The sequence below is a fragment of the Ascidiimonas aurantiaca genome, from assembly GCF_037646345.1.
GTDB classification, from domain to species: Bacteria; Bacteroidota; Bacteroidia; order Flavobacteriales; family Flavobacteriaceae; genus Ascidiimonas; species Ascidiimonas aurantiaca.
The window spans coordinates 18,484-40,660 of record NZ_JBBEWR010000011.1 but is presented as its reverse complement, the minus strand read 5'-3'; the positions used below and the strand labels follow the sequence as shown (position 1 = coordinate 40,660).

The 22,177-nt window shown below is 39.9% G+C and carries 17 protein-coding genes; 13 read left to right on the top strand and 4 right to left on the bottom strand.

What is annotated here, in order from left to right; translation table 11 throughout:
- Nucleotides 1–66 precede the first annotated feature (66 nt).
- The 4 genes from WAO84_RS12005 to folP all read right to left on the bottom strand — a co-directional run bounded on the left by WAO84_RS12005 (nt 67) and on the right by folP (nt 3,109).
- Nucleotides 67–483, bottom strand: coding sequence for a hypothetical protein (locus tag WAO84_RS12005; protein ID WP_340066043.1), 417 nt, complete (start codon nt 481–483; stop codon nt 67–69).
- Nucleotides 484–739: 256 nt separating this feature from the next.
- Nucleotides 740–1,525, bottom strand: coding sequence for a diadenylate cyclase (locus WAO84_RS12000; RefSeq protein ID WP_340066041.1), 786 nt, complete (start codon nt 1,523–1,525; stop codon nt 740–742).
- Between the two features lie 73 nt (nt 1,526–1,598).
- Nucleotides 1,599–2,282, bottom strand: coding sequence for a hypothetical protein (locus WAO84_RS11995; protein WP_340066040.1), 684 nt, complete (start codon nt 2,280–2,282; stop codon nt 1,599–1,601).
- Nucleotides 2,279–3,109 carry a dihydropteroate synthase gene (gene folP, locus WAO84_RS11990; RefSeq protein WP_340066039.1) on the bottom strand — a complete coding sequence of 277 codons (831 nt, stop codon included), beginning with the start codon at nt 3,107–3,109 and terminating at the stop codon, nt 2,279–2,281. Before folP ends, WAO84_RS11995 begins: the two co-directional genes overlap by 4 nt.
- A 107-nt stretch (nt 3,110–3,216) precedes the next feature.
- Here folP and WAO84_RS11985 point away from each other — a divergent pair, with 107 nt between their 5' ends.
- From WAO84_RS11985 to WAO84_RS11925, 13 genes are all read left to right on the top strand, one after another.
- Complete coding sequence (locus tag WAO84_RS11985) at nt 3,217–3,771, top strand: DUF1599 domain-containing protein (RefSeq protein WP_340066038.1); 555 nt, start codon at nt 3,217–3,219, stop codon at nt 3,769–3,771.
- A gap of 45 nt (nt 3,772–3,816) precedes the next feature.
- Entirely contained in the window at nt 3,817–4,911 is a 1,095-nt protein-coding gene (locus tag WAO84_RS11980; protein WP_340066037.1) for a BT_3928 family protein, read from the top strand.
- 69 nt (nt 4,912–4,980) lie between these two features.
- Nucleotides 4,981–5,862 (top strand): hypothetical protein, encoded by an 882-nt coding sequence (locus tag WAO84_RS11975; protein ID WP_340066036.1) that lies wholly within the window; start codon nt 4,981–4,983, stop codon nt 5,860–5,862.
- A 517-nt stretch (nt 5,863–6,379) separates the two neighbouring features.
- Complete coding sequence (locus WAO84_RS11970; RefSeq protein WP_340066035.1) at nt 6,380–6,949, top strand: hypothetical protein; 570 nt, start codon at nt 6,380–6,382, stop codon at nt 6,947–6,949.
- A 187-nt stretch (nt 6,950–7,136) separates the two neighbouring features.
- Nucleotides 7,137–7,889, top strand: coding sequence for a triose-phosphate isomerase (gene tpiA / locus WAO84_RS11965; protein WP_340066034.1), 753 nt, complete (start codon nt 7,137–7,139; stop codon nt 7,887–7,889).
- A gap of 37 nt (nt 7,890–7,926) precedes the next feature.
- Nucleotides 7,927–8,760 (top strand): 50S ribosomal protein L11 methyltransferase, encoded by an 834-nt coding sequence (gene prmA / locus WAO84_RS11960; RefSeq protein ID WP_340066033.1) that lies wholly within the window; start codon nt 7,927–7,929, stop codon nt 8,758–8,760.
- A 15-nt stretch (nt 8,761–8,775) separates the two neighbouring features.
- A complete protein-coding gene (locus WAO84_RS11955) occupies nt 8,776–9,051 on the top strand; it encodes an ATP-dependent Clp protease adaptor ClpS (RefSeq protein ID WP_340066032.1) in 276 nt (91 codons plus the stop codon).
- Nucleotides 9,052–9,177: 126 nt separating this feature from the next.
- Nucleotides 9,178–10,827, top strand: a complete 1,650-nt coding sequence (locus tag WAO84_RS11950) for a solute:sodium symporter family transporter (RefSeq protein ID WP_340066031.1) — start codon at nt 9,178–9,180, stop codon at nt 10,825–10,827.
- Between the two features lie 5 nt (nt 10,828–10,832).
- Nucleotides 10,833–13,634, top strand: coding sequence for a helix-turn-helix and ligand-binding sensor domain-containing protein (locus tag WAO84_RS11945; RefSeq protein WP_340066029.1), 2,802 nt, complete (start codon nt 10,833–10,835; stop codon nt 13,632–13,634).
- 244 nt (nt 13,635–13,878) lie between these two features.
- Nucleotides 13,879–16,908, top strand: coding sequence for a SusC/RagA family TonB-linked outer membrane protein (locus tag WAO84_RS11940; RefSeq protein WP_340066028.1), 3,030 nt, complete (start codon nt 13,879–13,881; stop codon nt 16,906–16,908).
- Nucleotides 16,909–16,920: 12 nt separating this feature from the next.
- Complete coding sequence (locus WAO84_RS11935) at nt 16,921–18,396, top strand: RagB/SusD family nutrient uptake outer membrane protein (RefSeq protein WP_340066026.1); 1,476 nt, start codon at nt 16,921–16,923, stop codon at nt 18,394–18,396.
- A gap of 23 nt (nt 18,397–18,419) precedes the next feature.
- The gene (locus WAO84_RS11930; RefSeq protein WP_340066025.1) at nt 18,420–20,489 is read left to right on the top strand and encodes a hypothetical protein; all 2,070 of its coding nucleotides are present in this window, start codon (nt 18,420–18,422) and stop codon (nt 20,487–20,489) included.
- A 10-nt stretch (nt 20,490–20,499) separates the two neighbouring features.
- A complete protein-coding gene (locus WAO84_RS11925; protein WP_340066024.1) occupies nt 20,500–22,116 on the top strand; it encodes a glycoside hydrolase family 16 protein in 1,617 nt (538 codons plus the stop codon).
- Nucleotides 22,117–22,177: the final 61 nt, after the last annotated feature.

Here is a 22,177-nt window from a genome sequence, read left to right as displayed (position 1 = left end):
AAACAGCTACAGCAAACACAATTATGATATAAAAAACCAGGAAAATGCCCAGGAACAAAAGTGTTTTTAAAAAAGCTGTTTGTAATTTAAGGTAAATACTCGTTTTAACACATAGGCATGATAGGCAATAAGGCTTATATAGGTAACCAGCGTAACCCATATAGGAGCAGATGCGTAGAAAGGGAGTAGAGAAACAGTAAAAAATGACAGTAATATAGATATCTGTGTATAACTATACATATAGATTACCGCTTGTTCAGTAAAGTTGTACTTGCGATAATTAAAGAAAACTATAAGAGAAATGATAGCCATAAACGGTATGGCTAAAAAAGAAAAAATAGCCTGGTAATCTAAAAAAGTGTCCATAGATTGCCTAAATACTTCAGTGTTTTCATCCCCTACATTAAAAGAAGTATAGAAATTTGGTCTAAGCTTTTTGATGATAAACAATTGCAAACCGGTAAGTGTTATGGCGACAGCCATATAATTAAAAGGGTTTAGATAACGCTTTCGTATTCCTGAATAAACCCGTTAATTACTTCCTCCGGTTTTGTGAACATGTGCCTAAACGTCTTTAACAGCGTGTTATCTACATTTAAAAAGGTTTCAGTAAGTTGAAATGACAGGCTTGTAAGCGTTAATCTCTTTTTGAACGTATTTGGCACCGCAATTAGAACAAAAAAGATAAGGTGAATGCAATACGTTTTGGCAGTTTTTGCAGGTCATAACCTATTTGGTTTTAAGTAAGGTCTTTTTCCAATATGTAGATCAATTCTTCCAGATCTTTAAAAAGAGTGAACTCTCCGTTTTTTATATAAGAAATTTGTCCTGTTTCCTCACTTACTACCAATGCGAGGGCATCAGTTTTTTCGGTAATACCCACTGCGGCACGATGCCTTAACCCAAAACGTAAGGGAATGGTACGCTCGTTAGACACTGGCAGGATCACTCTGGTGGCAGTAACAAAATTACCTTCTATAACTGCTGCACCATCGTGTAACGGACTATTCTTGTAAAAAATACTTTCCAAAATGGGTGTATTAAGCTCAATATTCATTGTATCTCCCGTTTGCTTAACAAAGTCAAGATTGTTATTGCGCTCTATGATAATGAGAGCACCTGTTTTTGAGTCGCCCATGCGGCTGCAGGCACTAACAATAGCGCGAACGTTCGTTTCCGTTTGGAGCGCTTCATCTCTCAATATCTTAAGATGGCGTAAAAATTTCTTTCTTCCGGTGAAATTGGTAGAACCTACCATTAATAAGAACTTCCGTATTTCCTGCTGGAAAACAATGATCAGCGCAATAAGCCCTACACTCATAAACCCTCCGAAAATACCACTAACCATTTTCATCTGTAAGGCCTCGGTTAGTTTCCAGATAAGATATACAATAACGATCCCTATAAAAATGTTGATCGCCACAGTACCTTTTACCAGTTTATAAACATAATACAGGAGCACGGCTACCAGTAAAATGTCAATGACATCAGCGATACTAAAGTCCAAAAAATCAAAAAGTTTCAATGGCGGTAAGGGTTTTTGTAAAAATAACAAAATTGGTTAACAAAATACAATCACGGCTTTTTTGTGAAGCTACTTAATATACAAAATGCAAGAAGGCTAACTGTACTTTTTCAGATGTCAGCCTTTTTATTCTTAAATACAAGTTGATATACTCTTCAAAGTGTATGCGTTCATCAACATTCAGATATATTAAAATGTTTTCCGATGTATCGATGCTACTTAATTTTTCCTGTAAATAGGGAATGAAAACCTCTTTTTTTACGATATCACCATCAATGGTAATTTGATGCTCGTAGTTTAGATCTATATGAACTACTTGCCGGCTACTATGTTCTTCGGGAGTTGTGGCTACATGTTTTAGAGAATTCATAGAAGCCGGTTGAAATTTTGTACCCGTAGCTTCTATAAATGCCAATCCTTCGGCCAGACGGTCATGTACTGAAAAATAAATAGGCGAAGGTTCTTTTTTATGCATCGTTTCTTTGTTGGCTTTATTATAGATAAAGTCCAGTTGATTCCGAAGTTTCGAAAGTGGCAGGCGCTTATCTATATGTAGTATCCAGTTGGTATTAGTAATAAGGTTGTTAGCATTAAAAATAAGGCTGTCTGGAGCCGTGGGATCATAAAAAATATATACAGCAGAGTGGTTGGTAAGCTCCCGTATTTCACCCTGATCAACTTCAGCCAGTTGTACCTTTTGATCCTGGGTACAACCTATACAGAGAATTAACAAACAGGCTAAACAAATCTTTTTCATTTTTTTGAATATATAAGTTTGGACAAAGTAATACATTCCATAGCTTCTTTAACATCGTGTACTCTTAGTATGGCGGCTCCTTTAGCCAGAGCTGCCATATGTAGGGCAGTGGTGCCATTCAAAGCATTTTCCGGAAGGGTGTTAAGAGGTTTGTAGATCATGGATTTCCTGCTCACTCCTATCAGGAGAGGGTGATCGAGCATACAAAAGCTTTCCATTTTTGAAAGAAGTTCATAATTGTGTTCTAAAGTTTTTCCAAATCCAAATCCGGGATCTATGATTAGGTCGTGAATACCCTTTTCTCTGGCAGCGGCTATACGTTCTGAGAAAAAGTAAAGTACTTCCTGCAAAATATCAGTATATACAGGCGCATTTTGCATAGTTTGCGGAGTTCCCTGCATATGCATCATACAATAGGGCACCTGTAGTTCTCCTATGGTAGTGAGCATAGCGGTATCTAACAGGCCGGCAGAAATATCATTTATCATAACTGCTCCGGCTTCTACTGCTGCCCGGGCAACAGAACTCCTAAAAGTATCAACAGAGATATATGTGTCAGGAAAACGCTCAAGGATACCGGTAATGGCCGGGAGTACTCTCTTTAACTCTTCTTCCTCGGGAATTTCCAGAGCTCCGGGTCTGGAACTGTACCCCCCCACATCTATAAAAGCAGCACCTTCTTCCAGCATTTGTTCCGTTTTTTGAAGAATACGGTTTCTATCAGCATAACGGCCCCCGTCATAAAACGAATCCGGAGTAAGATTGAGTATTCCCATTACCCGCGGAGTAGAAAGGTCAACCAGTGTACCTTTACAATTTATATACATAGCACGACAAAGATAAACTTAAAGAAGGTAAAAAATGTCAACTTCCCCCTCTTTGCTTTGAACATATGGAAATTTAAGCGAAATTTACGCAAAATAGAATCAAAAGTATGCAAAACACCTCAAAACAATATGATGCCGTGGTAATGGCCTGTCGGGATCTGTTTGCCAAGAAAATGAAAGATTATGGCAGTGCATGGCGTATATTGCGATTACCTTCGTTAACCGATCAGATATTTATAAAGGCACAACGCATAAGGGGTTTACAGCAAAACGAAGTTCGTGAGGTAGATGAAGATGAAACTTCAGAGTTCATTGGGATCATAAATTATGCCATTATGGCCCTTATACAACTGGAAAAAGGGGTAGTACAGCAGCCGGACCTCACCCTGGAAGAAGGTTTGGAAGCGTATGACCGAAAGCTACAGGAAACAAAAGCACTTATGCAACGTAAAAACCATGATTATGGAGAGGCCTGGCGCGAAATGCGTATCAGTTCACTTACCGATCTTATCCTGCAAAAGCTATTGAGAGTAAAACAAATTGAAAATAACAAAGGAAAGACACTGGTGAGTGAGGGTATCGATGCTAATTATCAGGATATAATTAATTATGCCATTTTCGCTTTGATACACCTAGATGAAATAAAAAAGGCATCTTCCTGAAAAAATCAGATAATTAAAGTTCTAAAAAACACATAAAACAATCATATGAAGTATGCAGTTGGAATATCCCGGGTGGTAGTGGGGATACTCTTTATAATAAGCGGTTTTGTAAAGCTTAATGATCCGGTAGGTTTTTCTTTTAAACTGGAAGAATATTTTAGTCCCGCAGTATTGAATTTAGATTTCCTAACACCTTTTGCACTGGCTTTAGCACTGTTTGTAGTGATTTTTGAAGTGGTCCTGGGAGTTATGCTGCTGGTAGGTTTTATTCCCAGGTTTACGGTCTGGAGCTTATTGCTTATGATCGTTTTTTTTACCTTTCTTACCTTTTATTCTGCGTATTTTAATAAAGTTACCGATTGTGGTTGTTTTGGAGATGCTTTAAAGTTAACACCATGGCAGTCATTTACCAAAGATGTGGTATTACTTGTTTTTATATTGATCCTTTTTTATGGGAAATCATATATTCACCCGGTCTGGTCAAAACGATTCAGTACTTATGCTTCGGTATTGACCTTGCTGGTTTGTATTGTTTTTGCCAATCATGTTCTTAACCATTTACCGGTTATAGATTTCAGGGCCTATAAAATAGGAAGTAATATAAAAGAAGGGATGAGTGTGCCGGATGATGCTCCTAAAGCGTTGTATGAATACACCTGGAGGTTTAATATTGACGGAAAAGAAACGGAGTTGGTTACTAATGGAGAGTATCCTGAGGTAGCAGGAGACCTGATAGATGTAAAGACAACCCTGTTACAGGAAGGATATATACCTCCGGTTCATGATTTTACTATTGAAAAAGAAGGAAGTGACTATACAGAAACCTATTTGAGTAAAGAAAAAGTATTGTTTGTGATCTCTTATGACCTCGCCAAATCAGATGCCGAGGGTTTTAATGAAGTAAAGGCCCTTACAGACATAGCCTTACAAAAGGGATATACAGTTATCGGGATGTCTGCTTCCTCTCCCGATGAAGCTAAAACCATTAAAAAAGAATTTGAGTTGGGTTTTGACTTTTATTTTACAGATCAGACTACATTAAAAACCATGGTACGTTCCAACCCGGGTGTACTTACGTTAGAGAACGGGACCATTTTGGATAAAAAACATCACAACGACCTGAATGAGATTTCTTTGTGATCATAATGTTTAATAGGTAAACCTATAAAAACACAGTTTGTAAATAATATTAAAAATATAGAAAAATTAATGTTTACATTCCATTTTAAAAATTTTGTAGGAAATCTGGATGTTCAATGTCCAAATTATGATGGAATACCAAATGATAGCCCTGTATTCATATTTTACGAAGAAAATTCAGATTTAAGTAAACACGAAATATTGAGACGATTCTATAGAATTCTTCAAGGCAACAATATTTCATATTTAAGACCTGCTAATAATTTAACAGGAGAATGGATTTTAAATTTAAAAGAGTTTAGGCATTCTTTTGAATGTCTTAAAGATGTAGAATATTTACAAGGCTCGATAACCATCGAACCTGAATATCTTAGGAAATTAGGTGACAATGGATATGATGACGAAGACTTAACAGAAAAAACATCTATAAAAATATCAGTTTACAAGGAAGACATGGCATTATTAAAAAGTAATCAACCAACAATAAGTGATGAACTTTCTTTGTCTTTAAAAAGGTTTAGAAAAGACTATCCAATTACGGAAAAATGTGGATTTTTAATGATGAAGTTTGAGGATTCAAAAATCCAAAAGGAGATAATAGATGTATTAAAGTCTCATCTTGCCGAAAAGGGAATAACCCTGTTGAGAGCAGATGATAAATGGTATGCAGATGACCTTTTCGAAAATATAAAGACCTATATGCAAGGATGTTCTTTTGGAATTGCATTATTTGATAGAATAAACACAGAGGAATTTAACCCAAATGTCTCACTTGAAATTGGGTATATGATGGCTTTGAACAAACCAGTCTTATTACTAAAAGATAAAACTCTAAAATCATTACAAACTGACTTGGTTGGAAAATTGTACCATCAATTTGATTTTCAATATCCCGAGAAAACAATTCCGTTAGTATTGGATAAATGGATATCGGATAAAGAACTGAGTTAAAAAAAACAAGAGTTTTTGACTTAACCTGTACACATAATTTTCATCATAAGGCGAAACTGATTTTGCTATTTCAAATGCCTGTTTAAAGGTCTTATATGTACCCGTCGGAGGCTGTCTTGTTAACCCACACAAAGAGCCATGCACAAACATATTCGTACCCTAAGCATGTTAAAGTGTACCGTGCCAAAAGTTTTTGGAAAAGCAACCCTTTTCCTCCGGGTAGTACAAGAAAGCGCTGGTGATATACCAAAAGGAGGGTTACTCCTTTTGGGCAGTGTTTCGAGTACGGTTTGCGTAGCAAAACCCCTAAGGAAAAGGCGTCCTTTTTTTGCTCCTTTTTAGACGAGTAAAAAGGAACAAAGCCAACACCAGACAAACGTACATATACCCCTTACAGAAAAACAAACAATTATTACTATATTAATAGGAGTATTTAGATGATCGTCATAATTAAAATGAAATAAGTGTCATACTTGTTTTTAGGTGTTGGCGGTCGGTTTAAGTAACACCCATACAAATGCCAGATATAAAACAGCAATTTATAGAGCTTATTCAAAACAGAAGTAAAGAAAATGCAGAATCGTTGCGAGACGACTTTTCTAAAAAGCGAATAAGCAAATGTATAGAGACATTACGAACCGAATTAGATTCATTCATTAGGATTATGTACCTTGGAAGAATAGCTGACATTAATGAAAGGGAAAGATTAATACAGCAAACTCTATCAGGCGAACGATGGACGGTTTTGACACATAACAACAAATGGAAAAAAGTCACCGACAAGGATATGGTTGACAAAGCAGATGAATTACTTGGATATGTTCATTACGTTTACAAATTTGGTTGTGGATTTATTCACTTGTCAGACCTTCATAATTACGCAACGACAAATCCTTTTGATAAACTAAACGAAATAGATAAAACTAATATCAAAAATTATCTGAATCAATATCACCAATTCCCAGTTGACAATGAATTGACAGTAGAAAATATTGCGGATTACATTCCCAATGTATTTGAAAAAATATCTTCTAATTTAACTCATTATTTTGGAAACATAATAAATGATGGAATGATTAAAATGTAAAAACCGATCCGCTGTGTGTACTTGTAGTTACGTGTTAACCCTAGGAACTACTCATGACTGAGATTGTCAAAAAACAAAATAGTTCTTTATTTATTTAGGGTATTTAATACTTTTGTGAAAGTACAAAATACTCTTCCGGATATGTGATATACCGGATAACCATATCTTTATAAATACCAACATAAGTATGAGAAAAAAAATAGTGGCCGGAAACTGGAAAATGAATAATGATCTGGCAGAAACAGAAATGCTCATTACCGATATTCGTAAAAGTATGCCTCGTACAGATACCTATGTAATGATAGCTCCTGCTTTCACCAATTTATACGCAGCTTTTGAAGCCTTGCGTAAAGATCCGGTAGAAGTAATTGCCCAAAACATGCATTATGCCGAAAAAGGAGCATTTACCGGAGAAGTATCTGCCGCCATGTTGGCCAGTGTTGGTATCAAAACAGTTATTTTAGGACACTCTGAAAGAAGAGCGTATTTTGGTGAAAACGATACATTGCTGGCAAAAAAAATAGATACTGCACTGGCGCACGATATGGACAGTATTTTCTGTTTTGGTGAAGAACTTGAAGACCGAAAGGCCGGAAATCATTTTGAAGTAGTAGAAAGCCAGCTAAAAAATGCACTCTTCCATCTGGGGCCGGAAGCATGGAAACATATAGTTCTTGCCTACGAACCTGTTTGGGCCATTGGTACCGGAGAAACGGCTACACCTGTTCAGGTACAGGAAATGCACAAATTCATAAGAAACGTACTGTCAGACCAATACGGAGCGTCCCTGGCAGATAAAATATCCATTCTTTACGGCGGCAGTGTAAAACCCGAAAATGCAGAAGAAATATTCGCTCAGGAAGATGTGGATGGTGGGCTTATAGGAGGTGCATCATTAAAAGCAGAAGACTTCATAGCTATTGTTAAAGCCATGAAATAATGAACAACGGTCTTAATGAAGCTGGAAATAGAAGATCATGAAGCAAATATATCTGGAATATACTTTTGAAGTAGCTCCTCTACAACCGGCAACAGACATTCTTATTGCTCAACTGGGAGAGGCCGGATTTGAAAGTTTTGTAGAAAATGAAAAAGGGGTAGCAGCCTATATTCTTAAAGAAGAGTTGGATGCACAGTTTCCAAACAATATCAGTATCCTCTCTCACCCTGATTTTAAAATATCATTTACCGTAAAAGAAATACCTTCTCAAAACTGGAATACCGCCTGGGAAAAGAATTTTGAGGCCATAGTAGTAAATGATACTTGCACCGTAAGAGCACCGTTTCACGATCGTCCGGAAACAGAATATGATATAATCATTGAGCCCAAAATGAGCTTTGGTACCGGGCATCATGAAACTACTCATATGATGATACAACACATATTACAGACCGATATGCGTCACAAAACCGTACTTGATATGGGTAGTGGAACAGGGGTATTGGCAATTCTTGCCGAAAAAAAAGGAGCACTTGCAGTAGATGCCATTGATATAGATAACTGGTGCTATGTAAATGCGCTTGAAAACGTTGAGAGGAACCATTGCCATGCGATTTCCGTATATGAAGGAGATGCTACCTTGCTAAAAGGGAAAACGTATGATGTGGTCATTGCCAATATTAATCGTAATATACTATTGAATGATATACCGCGTTACATTCAGTCACTCAATAAAAAAGGAATTTTACTGCTTAGCGGTTTTTATGAATATGATATCCCTATCATTCACGAAGCCTGTGTAAAGCATTCGTTAAAATTAGTTGAAAAGCTTGAAAAGAATTTCTGGGTTGCCCTAAAATATGTAAATTAGCTTAAAATCTGTTTCATGGCTACTAAAGAAAAAACTCTGGAAGACATTCTACTTCTGGAAGAGGTAGATAAACAAAATGAAATCGTTTTATATAATGACGATGTAAATACATTTGATCATGTTATCGAAACCCTTATTCACGTTTGTGATCATACTCAGGAACAGGCCGAGCAATGTTCTATAATTGTTCATTATAAAGGAAAATGCACTGTAAAAACAGGATCGTACAATGATTTAAAGCCAAGATGCACCTCACTTCTTGAAGCAGGTCTGAGTGCTGAAATTGTATAATCGCAACAAAACCTTTAATTTATTACGGATTACCTATACAATACCTATACATGCTGTCGTTTTTTCTGTTTTTTAAGATATCAAATAAATAAACTGTTATCTTAGTTCTGTTAAAAACAGGACTTTATGGCTATACTTTCTTTTGCAGGCTTTACACTTTTAGTAGCTGTCATTTCATATTTTGCCACACGAAAAACAGATGAACGTTCTTCAGACGGATACTTTTTAGGAGGAAGGAGCCTCACAGCGGGAGTTATTGCGGGATCATTGTTATTAACCAACCTTTCCACCGAGCAAATAGTGGGCCTAAACGGCCAGGCCTATACCGAAGGAATTCTTGTAATGGCCTGGGAAACACTGGCCGCTATAGCCATGGTAGTTACTGCCGTTTTCTTATTACCGAGATATTTAAAAGGAGGTATCACAACGGTACCTCAGTTTCTGCAGGATCGCTATGACAAAACGACCAAGACCATAACATCGCTACTGTTTTTATCAGGATATGCAGTTGTTTTTCTTCCTATAGTGTTGTATTCAGGCTCACTGGCTATTGTAACTATGTTTAACATTCCTGAAGAATTTAATGTCTCCCATAGTACAGCTATCTGGTTATGTGTATGGGGTATAGGGATCATAGGTTCAATATATGCCATTTTTGGAGGGCTAAAAGCAGTAGCAGTTTCAGATACGGTAAATGCAGTAGGATTGCTTATAGGAGGTATTCTTATTCCCTTTTTTGGGCTTAGTTATATTGGAGATGGAAATATAGTTGCGGGTATCAACGAGTTAATGGAATCGAATCCCAATAAGTTCCAGGCAATGGGTGGCAGAACAGCATCAGTGCCATTTAGCACCATTTTTACGGGAATGATGCTGGTACAGTTGTTTTACTGGGGAACTAATCAGGCTATTATTCAACGGGCACTTGCTGCCAAAAACCTTCGTGAAGGACAAAAAGGGCTTTTGTTGGCAGCATTCATAAAAATACTCGGGCCTCTCATCGTAGTATTACCGGGAGTCATTGCCTTCCACATTTTTGGAGGAGGACTTGAGATACCAGACCAGGCATACCCCAAGCTGGTAAATACAGTTTTACCGGTGTCCCTCATAGGCTTTTTTGCGGCTGTCCTTTTTGGCGCCATATTAAGTTCATTTAACAGTGCCCTCAACAGTTCAGTAACCCTTTTCGGAATAGATATCTATAAAGAATATATTAACAAAAAAGCTTCCGAACTCACAGTAGTTCGCTATGGTAAAGCCTTTGGTGTTTTACTGGCCATTTTATCTATGATCATTGCGCCTTTTATAGCCAATGCTCCCGAAGGACTATTTGACTATTTACAGGAAGTGAACGGCTGTTACAGCATACCCATACTTACCATAATAGTAGTGGGTTATCTTACTAAAAAAGTACCTGCCATTGCGGCAAAAGTAGCCATAGCATCAGGAGTAGTGCTCTATAGTATAAGTCAATTTATACTCAAACCGTATCTGGTTAACCGTGCGGTAGAAGAGGCCAAAGCTTCAGGCGTGACCGATACCCTGTTACTGGCAGAAACCGAAAAGCTGGCCTATCCTCCTTTCCTGCATGTTATGGGTATATTATTTGCATTTAATATCCTGGTAATGCTTGTTATAGGAGCTTTTAAACCTCGTAGTGAACCCTTTGTTCTTCCTTACACCAAACAGGTGGAAATGACCCCATATCGCTACCTTACAATAGTAGGGATTGGTATTGTATTAACGGTAATAGGTATATATATGTATTTCTCGTAAACAAAGTGAAAATAGTACCAGGGTTCATATTGTTATTTTTAATGTTCTTTTCTTTTGGTCAGGAACATCCACCCATAGTTGAATATACCACCAGCACTTATAAAGGAGATAATCAGAACTGGATGGTGTCCCAGGATATACAAAAACAAATACTGGTCGCCAATAATGCAGGACTGCTGGTTTTTAATGGAGAAGAGTGGGAGCAATACCCCTCTCCCAATGAAACCATTTTACGTTCTGTAGTGCATATAAACGGAAAGATCTATACAGGCGCCTATATGGAGTTTGGTTTTTGGGAGCCGGATGTTACCGGAAAACTAAAGTATTCATCGCTTAGCAAAAATATCCAGGAACAAATTATTGATGATGAGGAGTTCTGGAACATCTTTTCCTATGGTGATCAAATTATTTTCCAATCACTTGATCGTATTTATACGTACCATTCGGAAAAAAAGAAGTTCGGGGTGATCACTCCAAAAACCGGAGTGACCAAAATGTTTCAGCCTTCCGGTGCGTTGATGTTCCAGGGAAATGATAATATACTCTATGAAGTAGAGAGCGGGGAGATAAAACCTTTAAGCACCCATCCTGAGATATTGAGAAACAGGATCATCAATATTTTTGACAGCCCCGAAGGATACCTTGTTTTAACCAATAACGAAGGGTTTTACCGGTTAACAGAAGAAGGGCTTCAAAAATGGTATGTTGAAATAATAGACGGTATTGAGGAACGCATTACAGCCTATAGTGGTATTAGGCTTAGCAATGGTGATTTTGCCATAGGAACTATTTCTCATGGTGTGTTTATTCTTACTGCCCAAGGTGTTTTAAAATATCACATGAGTCAAATAGAAGGGCTTACCAACAACACAGTACTTTCCATGTATGAGGATGTAGCCGGTAACCTTTGGATGGGGCTTGACAACGGTATAAACTGTATTAACCTGAACTCTCCTGTTCGCAGGTTTATTGATAATACAGGAATACTGGGTACAGTGTATGGTGCAGTTCATCATGATAAAAAATTATACGTAGGTACCAATCAGGGACTTTTTGTAAAAGAGTGGCCCGGGGCCAATTCTTTCAGACTGGTGCAGGGTACCCGGGGTCAGGTCTGGTCTTTATTTGTTCATGAGAATACTTTATTCTGTGGCCATGATCTGGGGACTTTTATTATTTCAGAAGACAAATCCGCTCATATAAGCACCCTGCCGGGCACCTGGAAATTTAATCCCATACCGGGAAAACCGAACCTTTTGCTCCAGGGTACGTATAACGGGTTCAGTGTGTTGCAACGTGAAGGGAATTCATGGCGTTTTAAGAATAAAGTCACCGGTTTTGAATATTCCAGCAGGTATTTTGAATTTGCAAGCCCGCAGAAAGCTTTCATGAGCCATGAATACAAAGGCGTTTTTGACATAAGGTTTGATGAAAAGTATGAGAAAGTAAACCGTGTTACAAAACTCGAAAGCCCTGATAAAGGAAAAAATGCGAGCCTTGTAAAGTTCAATGAAGCTATTTTCTATGCTTCCCGGGATGGTGTGTTCAAAAAAAGCCCTCGAGCTACAGTGTTTACAAAAGATACTATTTTAAGTAAACTATTTGATCAGGAGCGATACGTTTCCGGTAAATTAGTAGCAGATGCCACTGGAAAAATGTGGTTTTTTACTAAAAACGGGCTCACCTATGTTTCGCCCGGTAAGTTGAGTTCAGAACTGCAAATACATACCATTTCCATACCCATTCTGTCAAGAAAATCTATGGATGGTTTTGAGAATGTAACCCATATAGGGAATCATTCTTTCTTGTTTGGTACTACCAATGGGTATTTTGTATTGTATCTGGACCGTACCATGTATGAAATGCATACTGTCTCGCTTACAAAAACTGAGGTGTCTGTACTGGATAAAAAAAGCCAGCCGGTTGCTCTTAATGTTCCGGGAGATTTTGAGTATAACCACAACACCATTAGTTTTTCGTATGCCGTTGCAGATTTTAACGGTTTCAATACTACAGAGTACCAATATAAACTAGAGGGATTATATGAGGAATGGAGTGAATGGAGCCATGTTCCAAAAACATCTTTTGACAATTTACCTTATGGCGAATACACATTTTATGTGCGTTCACGCACAGGAGATGAACTCTCATCCAATACCGCCGTGTATCGTTTTAAAATCAGGAAACCCTGGTACTTCTCTTCCTGGGCAATAGTTTTTTACGCTATAGGCTTTATACTCCTGGGTCTTCTTATACATTCCATCTACAAAGTTTATTATCGTAAACAGCAGGAAAAACTAGTAGAAGCCAATAATAAAAAAATGGAACTGCAACGCCTGGCCTCAGAGCGTGAACTTATCAAAGTGAAAAACGAACAGCTTCGGCAGGACATTGAAAGTAAAAACAGAGAATTGGCCGCTTCAGCCATGAATCTCATCAATAAAAATGAACTTCTGGGGCAGATTAAAAAACAACTGGTGGTAGAAGATGACCTTAAAAGCAATATTAAATCTGTAATAAGAACCATAGATCGTAACGTTAGTGAAGAAGATAACTGGAACGCATTCAAAGAAGCTTTTAATAATGCCGATAAAGATTTCCTTAAAAAAGTAAAACAAAAACACCCCGTATTGACCCCCAATGATTTACGTCTATGCGCCTATTTAAGACTTAATCTATCATCAAAAGAGATCGCTCCCTTATTGAATATTTCACCGAGAAGTGTAGAGATAAAACGATATCGTTTGCGTAAAAAAATAGAACTTGCGCACGAAAAAAGCCTTGTTGAGTATATTATGGAAATGTAAGCAGCTACATCACAAACACTACACACCTTAACATTACCTATACATGTAAATAATTTCTTAACAAAATTAGTGTTTCAATCTCCGGATAACTTCCTTTTTTCTTTAGATAAACTCTGTGTTTTTGTGGGTTTAAATGAATTATTCTTTAAAAATTATCACTTTTTTTGCGATGTATGTTTTTTGTTGAGGTAAAATTTAACGATTTCGTAACGAAAACATTTAAGTTTATCTCAAATCAAAACTTATGAAGTCGTTTTTAATCTTTATGTTTCTAAGCCTGGGCAGTTTACATCTATACAGCCAGGGTGCTAGTATAAAAGGAACCGTTTCAGAAGCAGGAACGAACTCACCCTTACCGGGGGTGAGCGTAGTAGTAAAGAATACCTCGAAAGGAACCACCACTGATTTTGACGGACGTTTTGAACTCTCAGATGTAGTTCAGGGTGATATACTGGTGTTTTCATACATTGGTTTTAAGACCATTGAGATCGTGTTTTCAGGTCAGGATACAGTAGATGTACTTATGGAAGAAGACACGCAATTGCTTGATGAAGTCGTTGTAATTGGATATGGTACTCAGGCAAAAAGGGAAGTGACCGGAGCCATTGCCGTGGTGGGTTCTGAAACAATAGAAGATCTGAAACCCGTGCGTATAGAGCAGGCACTGCAGGGGCAAAATGCAGGAGTACAGGTAATCAGTTCTTCCGGTTCTCCCGGTAGCGGATTAAACATACGTATTCGTGGGGTAACTACCAACGGAGATAACAGGCCTTTAGTAGTAGTAGATGGTAACATTACAGAAGGCGGATTGGAACTTATCAATCCAAATGACATTGAAAGTATTACCACCCTAAAAGATGCTTCGGCTGCCATTTACGGAACCAGAGCTGCCAACGGTGTAATTCTCATTACCACCAAAACAGGTAAAAAAAATACTGCACCATCATTTTCCTATAATGCCTTTGCAGGTTTTCAGGAAACCTCTCGTCGTCTGCCCGTATTAAATGCTACCGAATATGCCCTCTACGTAAATGAGGCGCGTACCAACGGCGGAGAATCACCCCTTTTTACCGATATAGGCTCACTGGGGCAGGGTACTGACTGGCAGGACGAAGTTTTTGAAACAGCACCCATTTCCAGTCATGATTTTGCCGTAACCGGAGGAGGAGAAAAAATCACATACGGTATGAGTGTGGGATATACCGCTCAGGATGGTATAGTGGGTTCAGGAGATAAATCCACCTTCAATCGTTTAAACACCCGACTTAGCCTGGGTGCAGATTTAACAGAAAAACTCAAGTTTAATACCTCCTTGTTCTACACCAGAACCTATTCAAGAGCCATTAATGAAAGCGGCCTGGGTTCAGTTCTATTTAATGCGCTTAATATGGCTCCTAATCTGCCGGTCAGGGATGCTAACGGCGATTTTACCCTGGCAGAAGGCTTGGGTAACGAAGTAATTAACCCCTTAGATCAATTAGCGAATACCTTTAATGAAGGGTTTTCCAATAAAATAAACGGTACCGTAGGGCTCAAATATCAACTTAATGATCAGATAAGTGCAGAAACACGCCTCGGTTTTAACTATACAGTATCTAAAGGAAAAACATTTCAACCCATAGCCTTTTTCGGTTCAGGAAAAGTTTTTAATAACGACCGAAGTAACGTAACCGAATCAAAAGACGATTTCTTTGACTATACCTGGGATGCCTTTATAAATTATGAAAACACCTTTGCAGAGGCACATTATGTCAAAGTTACGCTTGGTACTACCGTTTTTGAGAATACAGGCGATTTTTTCAGCGCTACCGGGTTTGATGTGCCCAACAATATCTATGAATTTGCCGATCTGGCACTTACCAACGATAATATAGAAGATGAGCGTTTTACAGACAGTCAGTTTAGAGAAAGTCTCGTATCGTACTTCACCCGAATTCAATATAACTACCTAAGCAAATATCTCTTTTCATTTTCATTAAGAAGAGACGCTTCCAGCAATTTTGGGCCTGACAACAGCGCCGCTTTCTTTCCTTCCGGTTCTTTTGGATGGGTAATGAGCGAAGAGCGCTTTTTAGAAGACAACAAAGTCATCGATTTTTTAAAGATACGTACCAGTTATGGTATTCTGGGAAATGATCGTATAGGGGCAAATGCCTTTCGTTCATTGCTTACCGGTGAGGCCGCATACGTAATTGGCGGGCGTCTCATAAATGGAGATGCGGAAGGAAGAATACCTAATCCTCAGGTAAAATGGGAAGAGCAGGAGCAGTTTAACATTGGGTTAGACACCCGATTGTGGAACAGCCGTTTCGATATCACTGCAGATTATTTTATAAAAACCACCCGTGACCTTCTTCTGCAAGCTCCCGTGTCCGGTATCTTAGGTGCGTCTGCCCCCGGAGCATTACCCCCTTTTATCAATGCAGGGACCGTTAGAAACTCCGGTTTTGAATTAGGCCTGGGATATACCAAAGAGTTTTCAGAAGATCTAAGATTAGCAGTCAACTATAATTTTACCACCCTTACCAATGAAGTACTGCAAGTAAACAATGGCTTTGGATTTGTACCTGGCGGACAGTTTGGTATAGGCCAGGAGCCGCCCTCCAGATTTGAAGAAGGACTACCGGCCGGGTATTTCTTCGGTTTAAAAACAGATGGAATTTTCCAGGATCAGGCCGAAGTAGATGCCCACGCCACACAGCCTAATGCAAAACCGGGCGAACTCAGATTTGTTGATATAAACAGAGATGGTCAAATCAATAATTTAGACCGCACCAATCTGGGAGATCCTATTCCCGATATAAGTATGGGGCTTAATATTTCTCTCGACTATAAAAACATCGATTTCAGTATTTACGCTTTTGCACAAATGGGTAATGAGATCGTAAGAAATTATGAGCGTAACCAACCCCTTACCAACAGGCGTATTGCCTTTCTGGACCGATGGACCGGGCCTGGCACCAGTAACAGTTTCCCATTGGCAACCACCGGACCCACAGATACCAATCTCTTTTCCGATTTTTATGTAGAAGATGGTGATTTCCTGAGAATGCAGACCATTCAGTTAGGCTATTCACTTCCCGGTGACGTAACTTCCAAAATAGGGATTAGCCGTCTTAGGTTATATGCACAGGTAAATAACGTATTTACCCTTACAAAATATTCAGGATTTGATCCTACGATCTCCTCGGGTGCCCCTATAGGAGGCGGTATTGATCCTGGTTTTTACCCTATTCCCACCACCTATCTTGTAGGTGTAAATCTTAACTTTTAAAAACAAATGAAGATGAAACAAATACCCATAATAAAGAGAGTAATGACCGCTTTTTTTGCAGTAGTCATTGTGTATTCGTGTTCTGATGAATTTGTACAGGAAGAGCAGGAATTTGTAATCGACTCAGAGAACTTTTTCAATTCTGAAGAAGATTATCAAAATGCTCTTATAGGTGCGTATGATCTGTTGCAATCCACCTATATCAACGTCATGCTGGGTGAGATCGCATCAAACAATACCCTGGCCGGGGGCGAAAGCGCTACCGATGCGATCGCTATACAGGAGATTGACGATATGATCCATACTCCTGTCAATGACCAGTTAAACAATATATGGAACTGGATGTTTGCCGGAGTAAACCGGGCCAATTATATAATGGAATTTAAGGATAAAACCGATTTTGAAGGAAAAAATCAGATACTCGCACAAGCAAGGTTTTTAAGGGCCTATTATTATTTTGAGTTGGTTAAGTTTTTTGGAGATGTGCCTTTAGCCGTAGATAAAAGAATCCAATTTGGAGATCAGTTTGAACTTCCGCGTACACCCAGATCAGAGATATACACACAGTTAGAAAGCGATCTTATTTTTGCTGCTGCCAACCTGCCCGATACCTGGCCGGCACAGGATACCGGAAGAGCTACCAGAGGTGCGGCACAGGCCCTGTTAGGTAAAATATATCTCTTTCAGGATAAGTTTGCCGATGCCGTGAACGCATTAGATCAGGTAATTACTACCGGTCCCTATGATCTGGTTCAGGATTATAATTCCATTTTCGAAATGGAAGGAGAAAACAACATCGAGTCCGTTTTCGAGGTGCAATACACAGATATTGAGGGTGCCGGTTTTGAATGCCTGCAATGCAGTGAAGGTAATGTGGCTGTAGGCTTTAACGGAATAAGAAATTACAGCGGTCCTCTTTTCGATTCCGGTTTTAGTTTTAATATTCCCACTCAGGAAGTAGTAGATGCTTTTGAAGAGGGAGACCTCAGAAAAGACGTTGCTATTCTGGATATAGAAGCTTGGGCAGCGCAAACCGATGCTACCTTTAGTGAAGGCTTTGAGCATACCGGATTTTACAATCGAAAATACATTGCACGTAAAGGAGACCTGAATACTGGCGATGCCAACCTTACCAATCCCAATAATTACAGAGCTATTCGTTTTGCCGATGTTCTTTTAATGGCAGCAGAAGCACATGCCCGGGGCGGGGGAAATCAACAAACTGCCCAAAACTACCTCAACCGTGTTCGTACAAGAGCAGGACTCAGTGAGATTACCCCCGTGGGAGAAGCACTGGTAAGTGCTATTTATCAGGAACGCAGAGTTGAACTTGTGGGAGAAGGACATCACTTTTTTGACCTTGTTCGTACAGGCAGGGCCGCTAATGAAATTAACGGTTTCCAGTCTGGGAAGCACGAGCTTTTTCCTATCCCGTCTATCGAAATTGAATTGGCCGGAAACCGTTGGATGCAAAATCCCGGATATTAAACTACCTTAAAAATTTACAGATTATGAAACATATAAAGAAAATAATCACAATTATGATCGGTATTATCATGTTTACCGGTTGTGAAGATGATGATGTATCTTATATACTTCAGAATATTTCGGCTCCTGAAAATCTGGAAGCTGTTTTTGACGTGACCCAGGATGATACAGGCCTGGTAACCATTACCCCTTCCGCAGAAGGCGCTTCTGTTTTTGAAGTATATTTTGGAGACGTAGAAGATGAAACCCCTACAAGGGTACAACCTGGGAGTACTGCTCAGAATACCTATGCTGAAGGCGATTATCAGGTGAGAATTGTAGCCAAAGGCCTTACCGGCCTTACCAGTGAACTGGTACAAAACCTGGTGATCGCTTTCAGAACCCCTGAGAACCTGATAGTCGATATTACCCAGAATCCTCAAAATCCGGCAGAAGTAACCGTAACTTCCACAGCAGATTTTGCAACCGTTTTCGATGTATTCTTTGGGGTGGGAGAAGATGAGGAACCCGTAAGTGCCATGCCAGGGGAAGCTGTTTCATTCACATATACAGCACCCGGAGAGTATCAGTTAAAAGTAATTGCCAAAGGAGCAGGTGCCGCTACCGTTCAATTTACACAAACAATTGTAGTGCCCGAGGCCAGCGACCCCGTTAGCCTTCCCATAACCTTCGATGTGCCTACCGTAAATTATGCGCTGGGAACCTTTAACGGAGCTTCTTTTGAAGTAGTGAGTAATCCCGATCTTTCCGGTGCCAATACCAGCGACTCCAGAGTAGGGGCCATTACCAACGCCGGTGTGAATTTTGAAGGCGGCGCCTACAATTTAGGTACAGCAGTAGATTTTAGCGGAAATAATAAGACCATACGCATGAAATTCTGGTCTCAGGTAGCCGTACCCGTATTACTCAAGTTTGAAGGCGCACTTAATGCAGAGCGTGAAAATGAAGTAGTAGCAAATCACGGAGGAACCGGCTGGGAACTTTTAGAGTTTGATTTCGCTACCAATGCTGTCAAAAGCTTTATTGACGGCAATCAGGGAGTAGGAGAGCCGTTTGTGCCTACCGGGCAATACGGTACCGTAGTAATTTTTGTAGATGGCCCCGGGACCACCGCAGGCACCTTCTATATAGACGATATTGAACAAGTAGCTTCTTCGCCCATGCAGGAGATACCCGTGCAGGATTTTGAAGGCACACCTCCCCAATTTACCGTTTTTGGTAATATTGCCGCTACCGAAGTTATTGATAATCCCGATCCTTCAGGAGGTAATACCTCTGCTAAAGTTGCAAGACTCACCAAATCCGGCGGGTCCGAACCCTGGGCAGGAACCTTTTTTGAAACAGGAACCCTGAATATCATAAACAATCCGTTTGTCAAAGTGCAGACCTGGTCACCCAAAAGCGGTATCACCGTTAAATTAAAACTAGAGAATACCGATGCAAGTATAACCCATGAAGTAGATATTGTGAATACTACCAGCAATGCCTGGGAAGAACTCATATATGACTTTAGTGATGCACCTGCAGCAGATTATGTTCGGGTAGTGATCTTCTTTGATTTCGGTACCCCGGGTGACGACTCATTATATTATTACGATGAAATTATTTTAAGTGCCAACGGACAAACAGGTACCCCTCCTTTACCCCTTCAGGATTTTGAAGGTACTCCGCCTGAATTTACCGTATTTGGCAATATTCCGGCTACTCAGGTCATAAACAACCCCGATGTATCCGGAAGCAATACCACTGCCAATGTCGCGCAGTTAACCAAATCTGCCGGATCCGAACCCTGGGCCGGAACCTTCTTTGAGGTTTCCGGCCCGCTGGATCTCAATACGTATAGCCTTATCAAAGTACGTACCTGGTCGCCCAAAAGCGGGATTACCGTCAAGTTAAAACTGGAAAATGCCGACGCCAGTATTACTCATGAGGTAGATATTACCAATACTACCGCCAATGCCTGGGAAGAACTTTCGTATGATTTTAGCGATGCACCGGCAGCAGATTACATTCGGATAGTGATCTTCTTCGATTTTGGCACCCCGGGTGACGATTCCGTTTACTACTTTGATGAATTTCAATTAGCAAATTAATACAGATACTATGAAATCCAGAATCAGATTATACAGTGTGTTCCTTCTTCTGGCAGGCCTTTTACAGTTTGCCTGCCAGGACGATGATGCCGACTTCGGGGAGGTAATAGCCCCCTCTGCCCTGCAGGTTGATGCAGTAGTGGCAGATGATCAGTCCGGTAACGTCACCGTGACCACTATCGCAGAAAATGCCATAAACATACATGTCTTTTTTCAACCCGACAGTGACCCCGTTGTGGTAGCCCCCGGAGAACCTGCCGTTTTTCGGTTTACCCGTTCAGGGCAGTACCAGGCCGTGATCACCGTGGTCGCACATGGATTAGGAGGTGTTTCCAGTTCCCGATCAGTTACTGTAGATATGGATGTACGACTTTTTATCGATCAGCCAACCCTTCAGTTAATTGGTGGTAATGGCACCAAACGCTGGGTTTGGAACAATTCAGAAGCCGGCCACTTTGGCGTAGGAGACCCCAATACCGATTTTCCCGGCTTTTTCAGTGCCGACCCTTTTGCTATAAACGATTGTATGTACGATGACGTTCTCGTATTTAGTTACGATGCCAACGATCAGTATTCATATCGCCTGGAAACCGGTGAGAACAACGAAACCTTTGTAAACTGGGCTGAAGTAAATCGTTTCTTTCCCAATGATTCACCACAACAATTTGTAGATGAGTGCCGGGATCTCGGCGATCAGATTGATACCGATACAAGCTTTGTGATCTTTCAAAATGACGATGGAAAACGCGTTTTAAGTGTTGCCAACAGTACCCTTTCCTATTGGTCGGGAGCCACCGAATATGAAATCGTAGAGCTTACCGAAAATCGCCTTACCGTTCGTGGTTTACAGGTTCCCTTTATAGGGGGCGGCCTCCTGGCCTGGTACCATACATTTGTACCCGAGGGTTTTGATCCCGGAGGGGAAGACATTTTTGATACCCTCATTTGGGAAGATACCTTTGACGTAGCCGGTGCCCCCAATGCTTCTACCTGGAACTTTGAAACAGGCACAGGTAATAACGGTTGGGGGAACTCAGAAGAGCAGTTCTATACAGATAGGCCCGAAAATGTGATCGTAGAAGACGGATTACTTAAAATCACAGCCAGAGCAGAGAGTTTTAGCGGCAGTAATTATACCTCGGCACGTATTACCACACAGGATAAATTTGAATTTCAGTACGGAAGGATAGAAGCCCGTGCAAAACTACCTTCGGGTGGCGGTACCTGGCCCGCTATCTGGATGCTGGGAGCCGATTTTGAGACCAACATATGGCCCGCAGCCGGTGAAATAGACATTATGGAGCATGTAGGGAACGACCAGGATCGTATCTTTGGTTCTACACACGACCCCAATAACTTTGGAGGAAATGCCCGTACCGGTTCCGTAGTAATACCCGATGTTTCAACAGAATTTCATGTATATGCAGCAGAATGGACCCCAACCGAGATACGTTTTTACGTAGATGACCAACTGTATCATACCGTTACCAATAATAGCTCGCTGCCATTCAATAAAGACTTTTTTATAATTCTTAATGTAGCCATGGGAGGTACTTTCGGAGGTGCCATAGACAACGGGTTTACATCCTCAACAATGGAAATAGATTACATACGAGTATATCAATAGTTTAATTAGAGTATTTAGTTAGAATGACAGAGGGGGCCGGTAAAGCCGGCCTTCTCTTTTA

Coding starts and splice junctions, on each gene's coding strand:
- WAO84_RS12005 (WP_340066043.1), bottom strand. CDS start 483: ATGGCTGTCGCCATAACACTTACCGGTTTGCAATTGTTTATCATCAAA.
- WAO84_RS11995 (WP_340066040.1), bottom strand. CDS start 2,282: ATGAAAAAGATTTGTTTAGCCTGTTTGTTAATTCTCTGTATAGGTTGT.
- folP (WP_340066039.1), bottom strand. CDS start 3,109: ATGTATATAAATTGTAAAGGTACACTGGTTGACCTTTCTACTCCGCGG.
- WAO84_RS11985 (WP_340066038.1), top strand. CDS start 3,217: ATGCAAAACACCTCAAAACAATATGATGCCGTGGTAATGGCCTGTCGG.
- WAO84_RS11980 (WP_340066037.1), top strand. CDS start 3,817: ATGAAGTATGCAGTTGGAATATCCCGGGTGGTAGTGGGGATACTCTTT.
- WAO84_RS11975 (WP_340066036.1), top strand. CDS start 4,981: ATGTTTACATTCCATTTTAAAAATTTTGTAGGAAATCTGGATGTTCAA.
- WAO84_RS11970 (WP_340066035.1), top strand. CDS start 6,380: ATGCCAGATATAAAACAGCAATTTATAGAGCTTATTCAAAACAGAAGT.
- tpiA (WP_340066034.1), top strand. CDS start 7,137: ATGAGAAAAAAAATAGTGGCCGGAAACTGGAAAATGAATAATGATCTG.
- prmA (WP_340066033.1), top strand. CDS start 7,927: ATGAAGCAAATATATCTGGAATATACTTTTGAAGTAGCTCCTCTACAA.
- WAO84_RS11955 (WP_340066032.1), top strand. CDS start 8,776: ATGGCTACTAAAGAAAAAACTCTGGAAGACATTCTACTTCTGGAAGAG.
- WAO84_RS11950 (WP_340066031.1), top strand. CDS start 9,178: ATGGCTATACTTTCTTTTGCAGGCTTTACACTTTTAGTAGCTGTCATT.
- WAO84_RS11940 (WP_340066028.1), top strand. CDS start 13,879: ATGAAGTCGTTTTTAATCTTTATGTTTCTAAGCCTGGGCAGTTTACAT.
- WAO84_RS11935 (WP_340066026.1), top strand. CDS start 16,921: ATGAAACAAATACCCATAATAAAGAGAGTAATGACCGCTTTTTTTGCA.
- WAO84_RS11930 (WP_340066025.1), top strand. CDS start 18,420: ATGAAACATATAAAGAAAATAATCACAATTATGATCGGTATTATCATG.
- WAO84_RS11925 (WP_340066024.1), top strand. CDS start 20,500: ATGAAATCCAGAATCAGATTATACAGTGTGTTCCTTCTTCTGGCAGGC.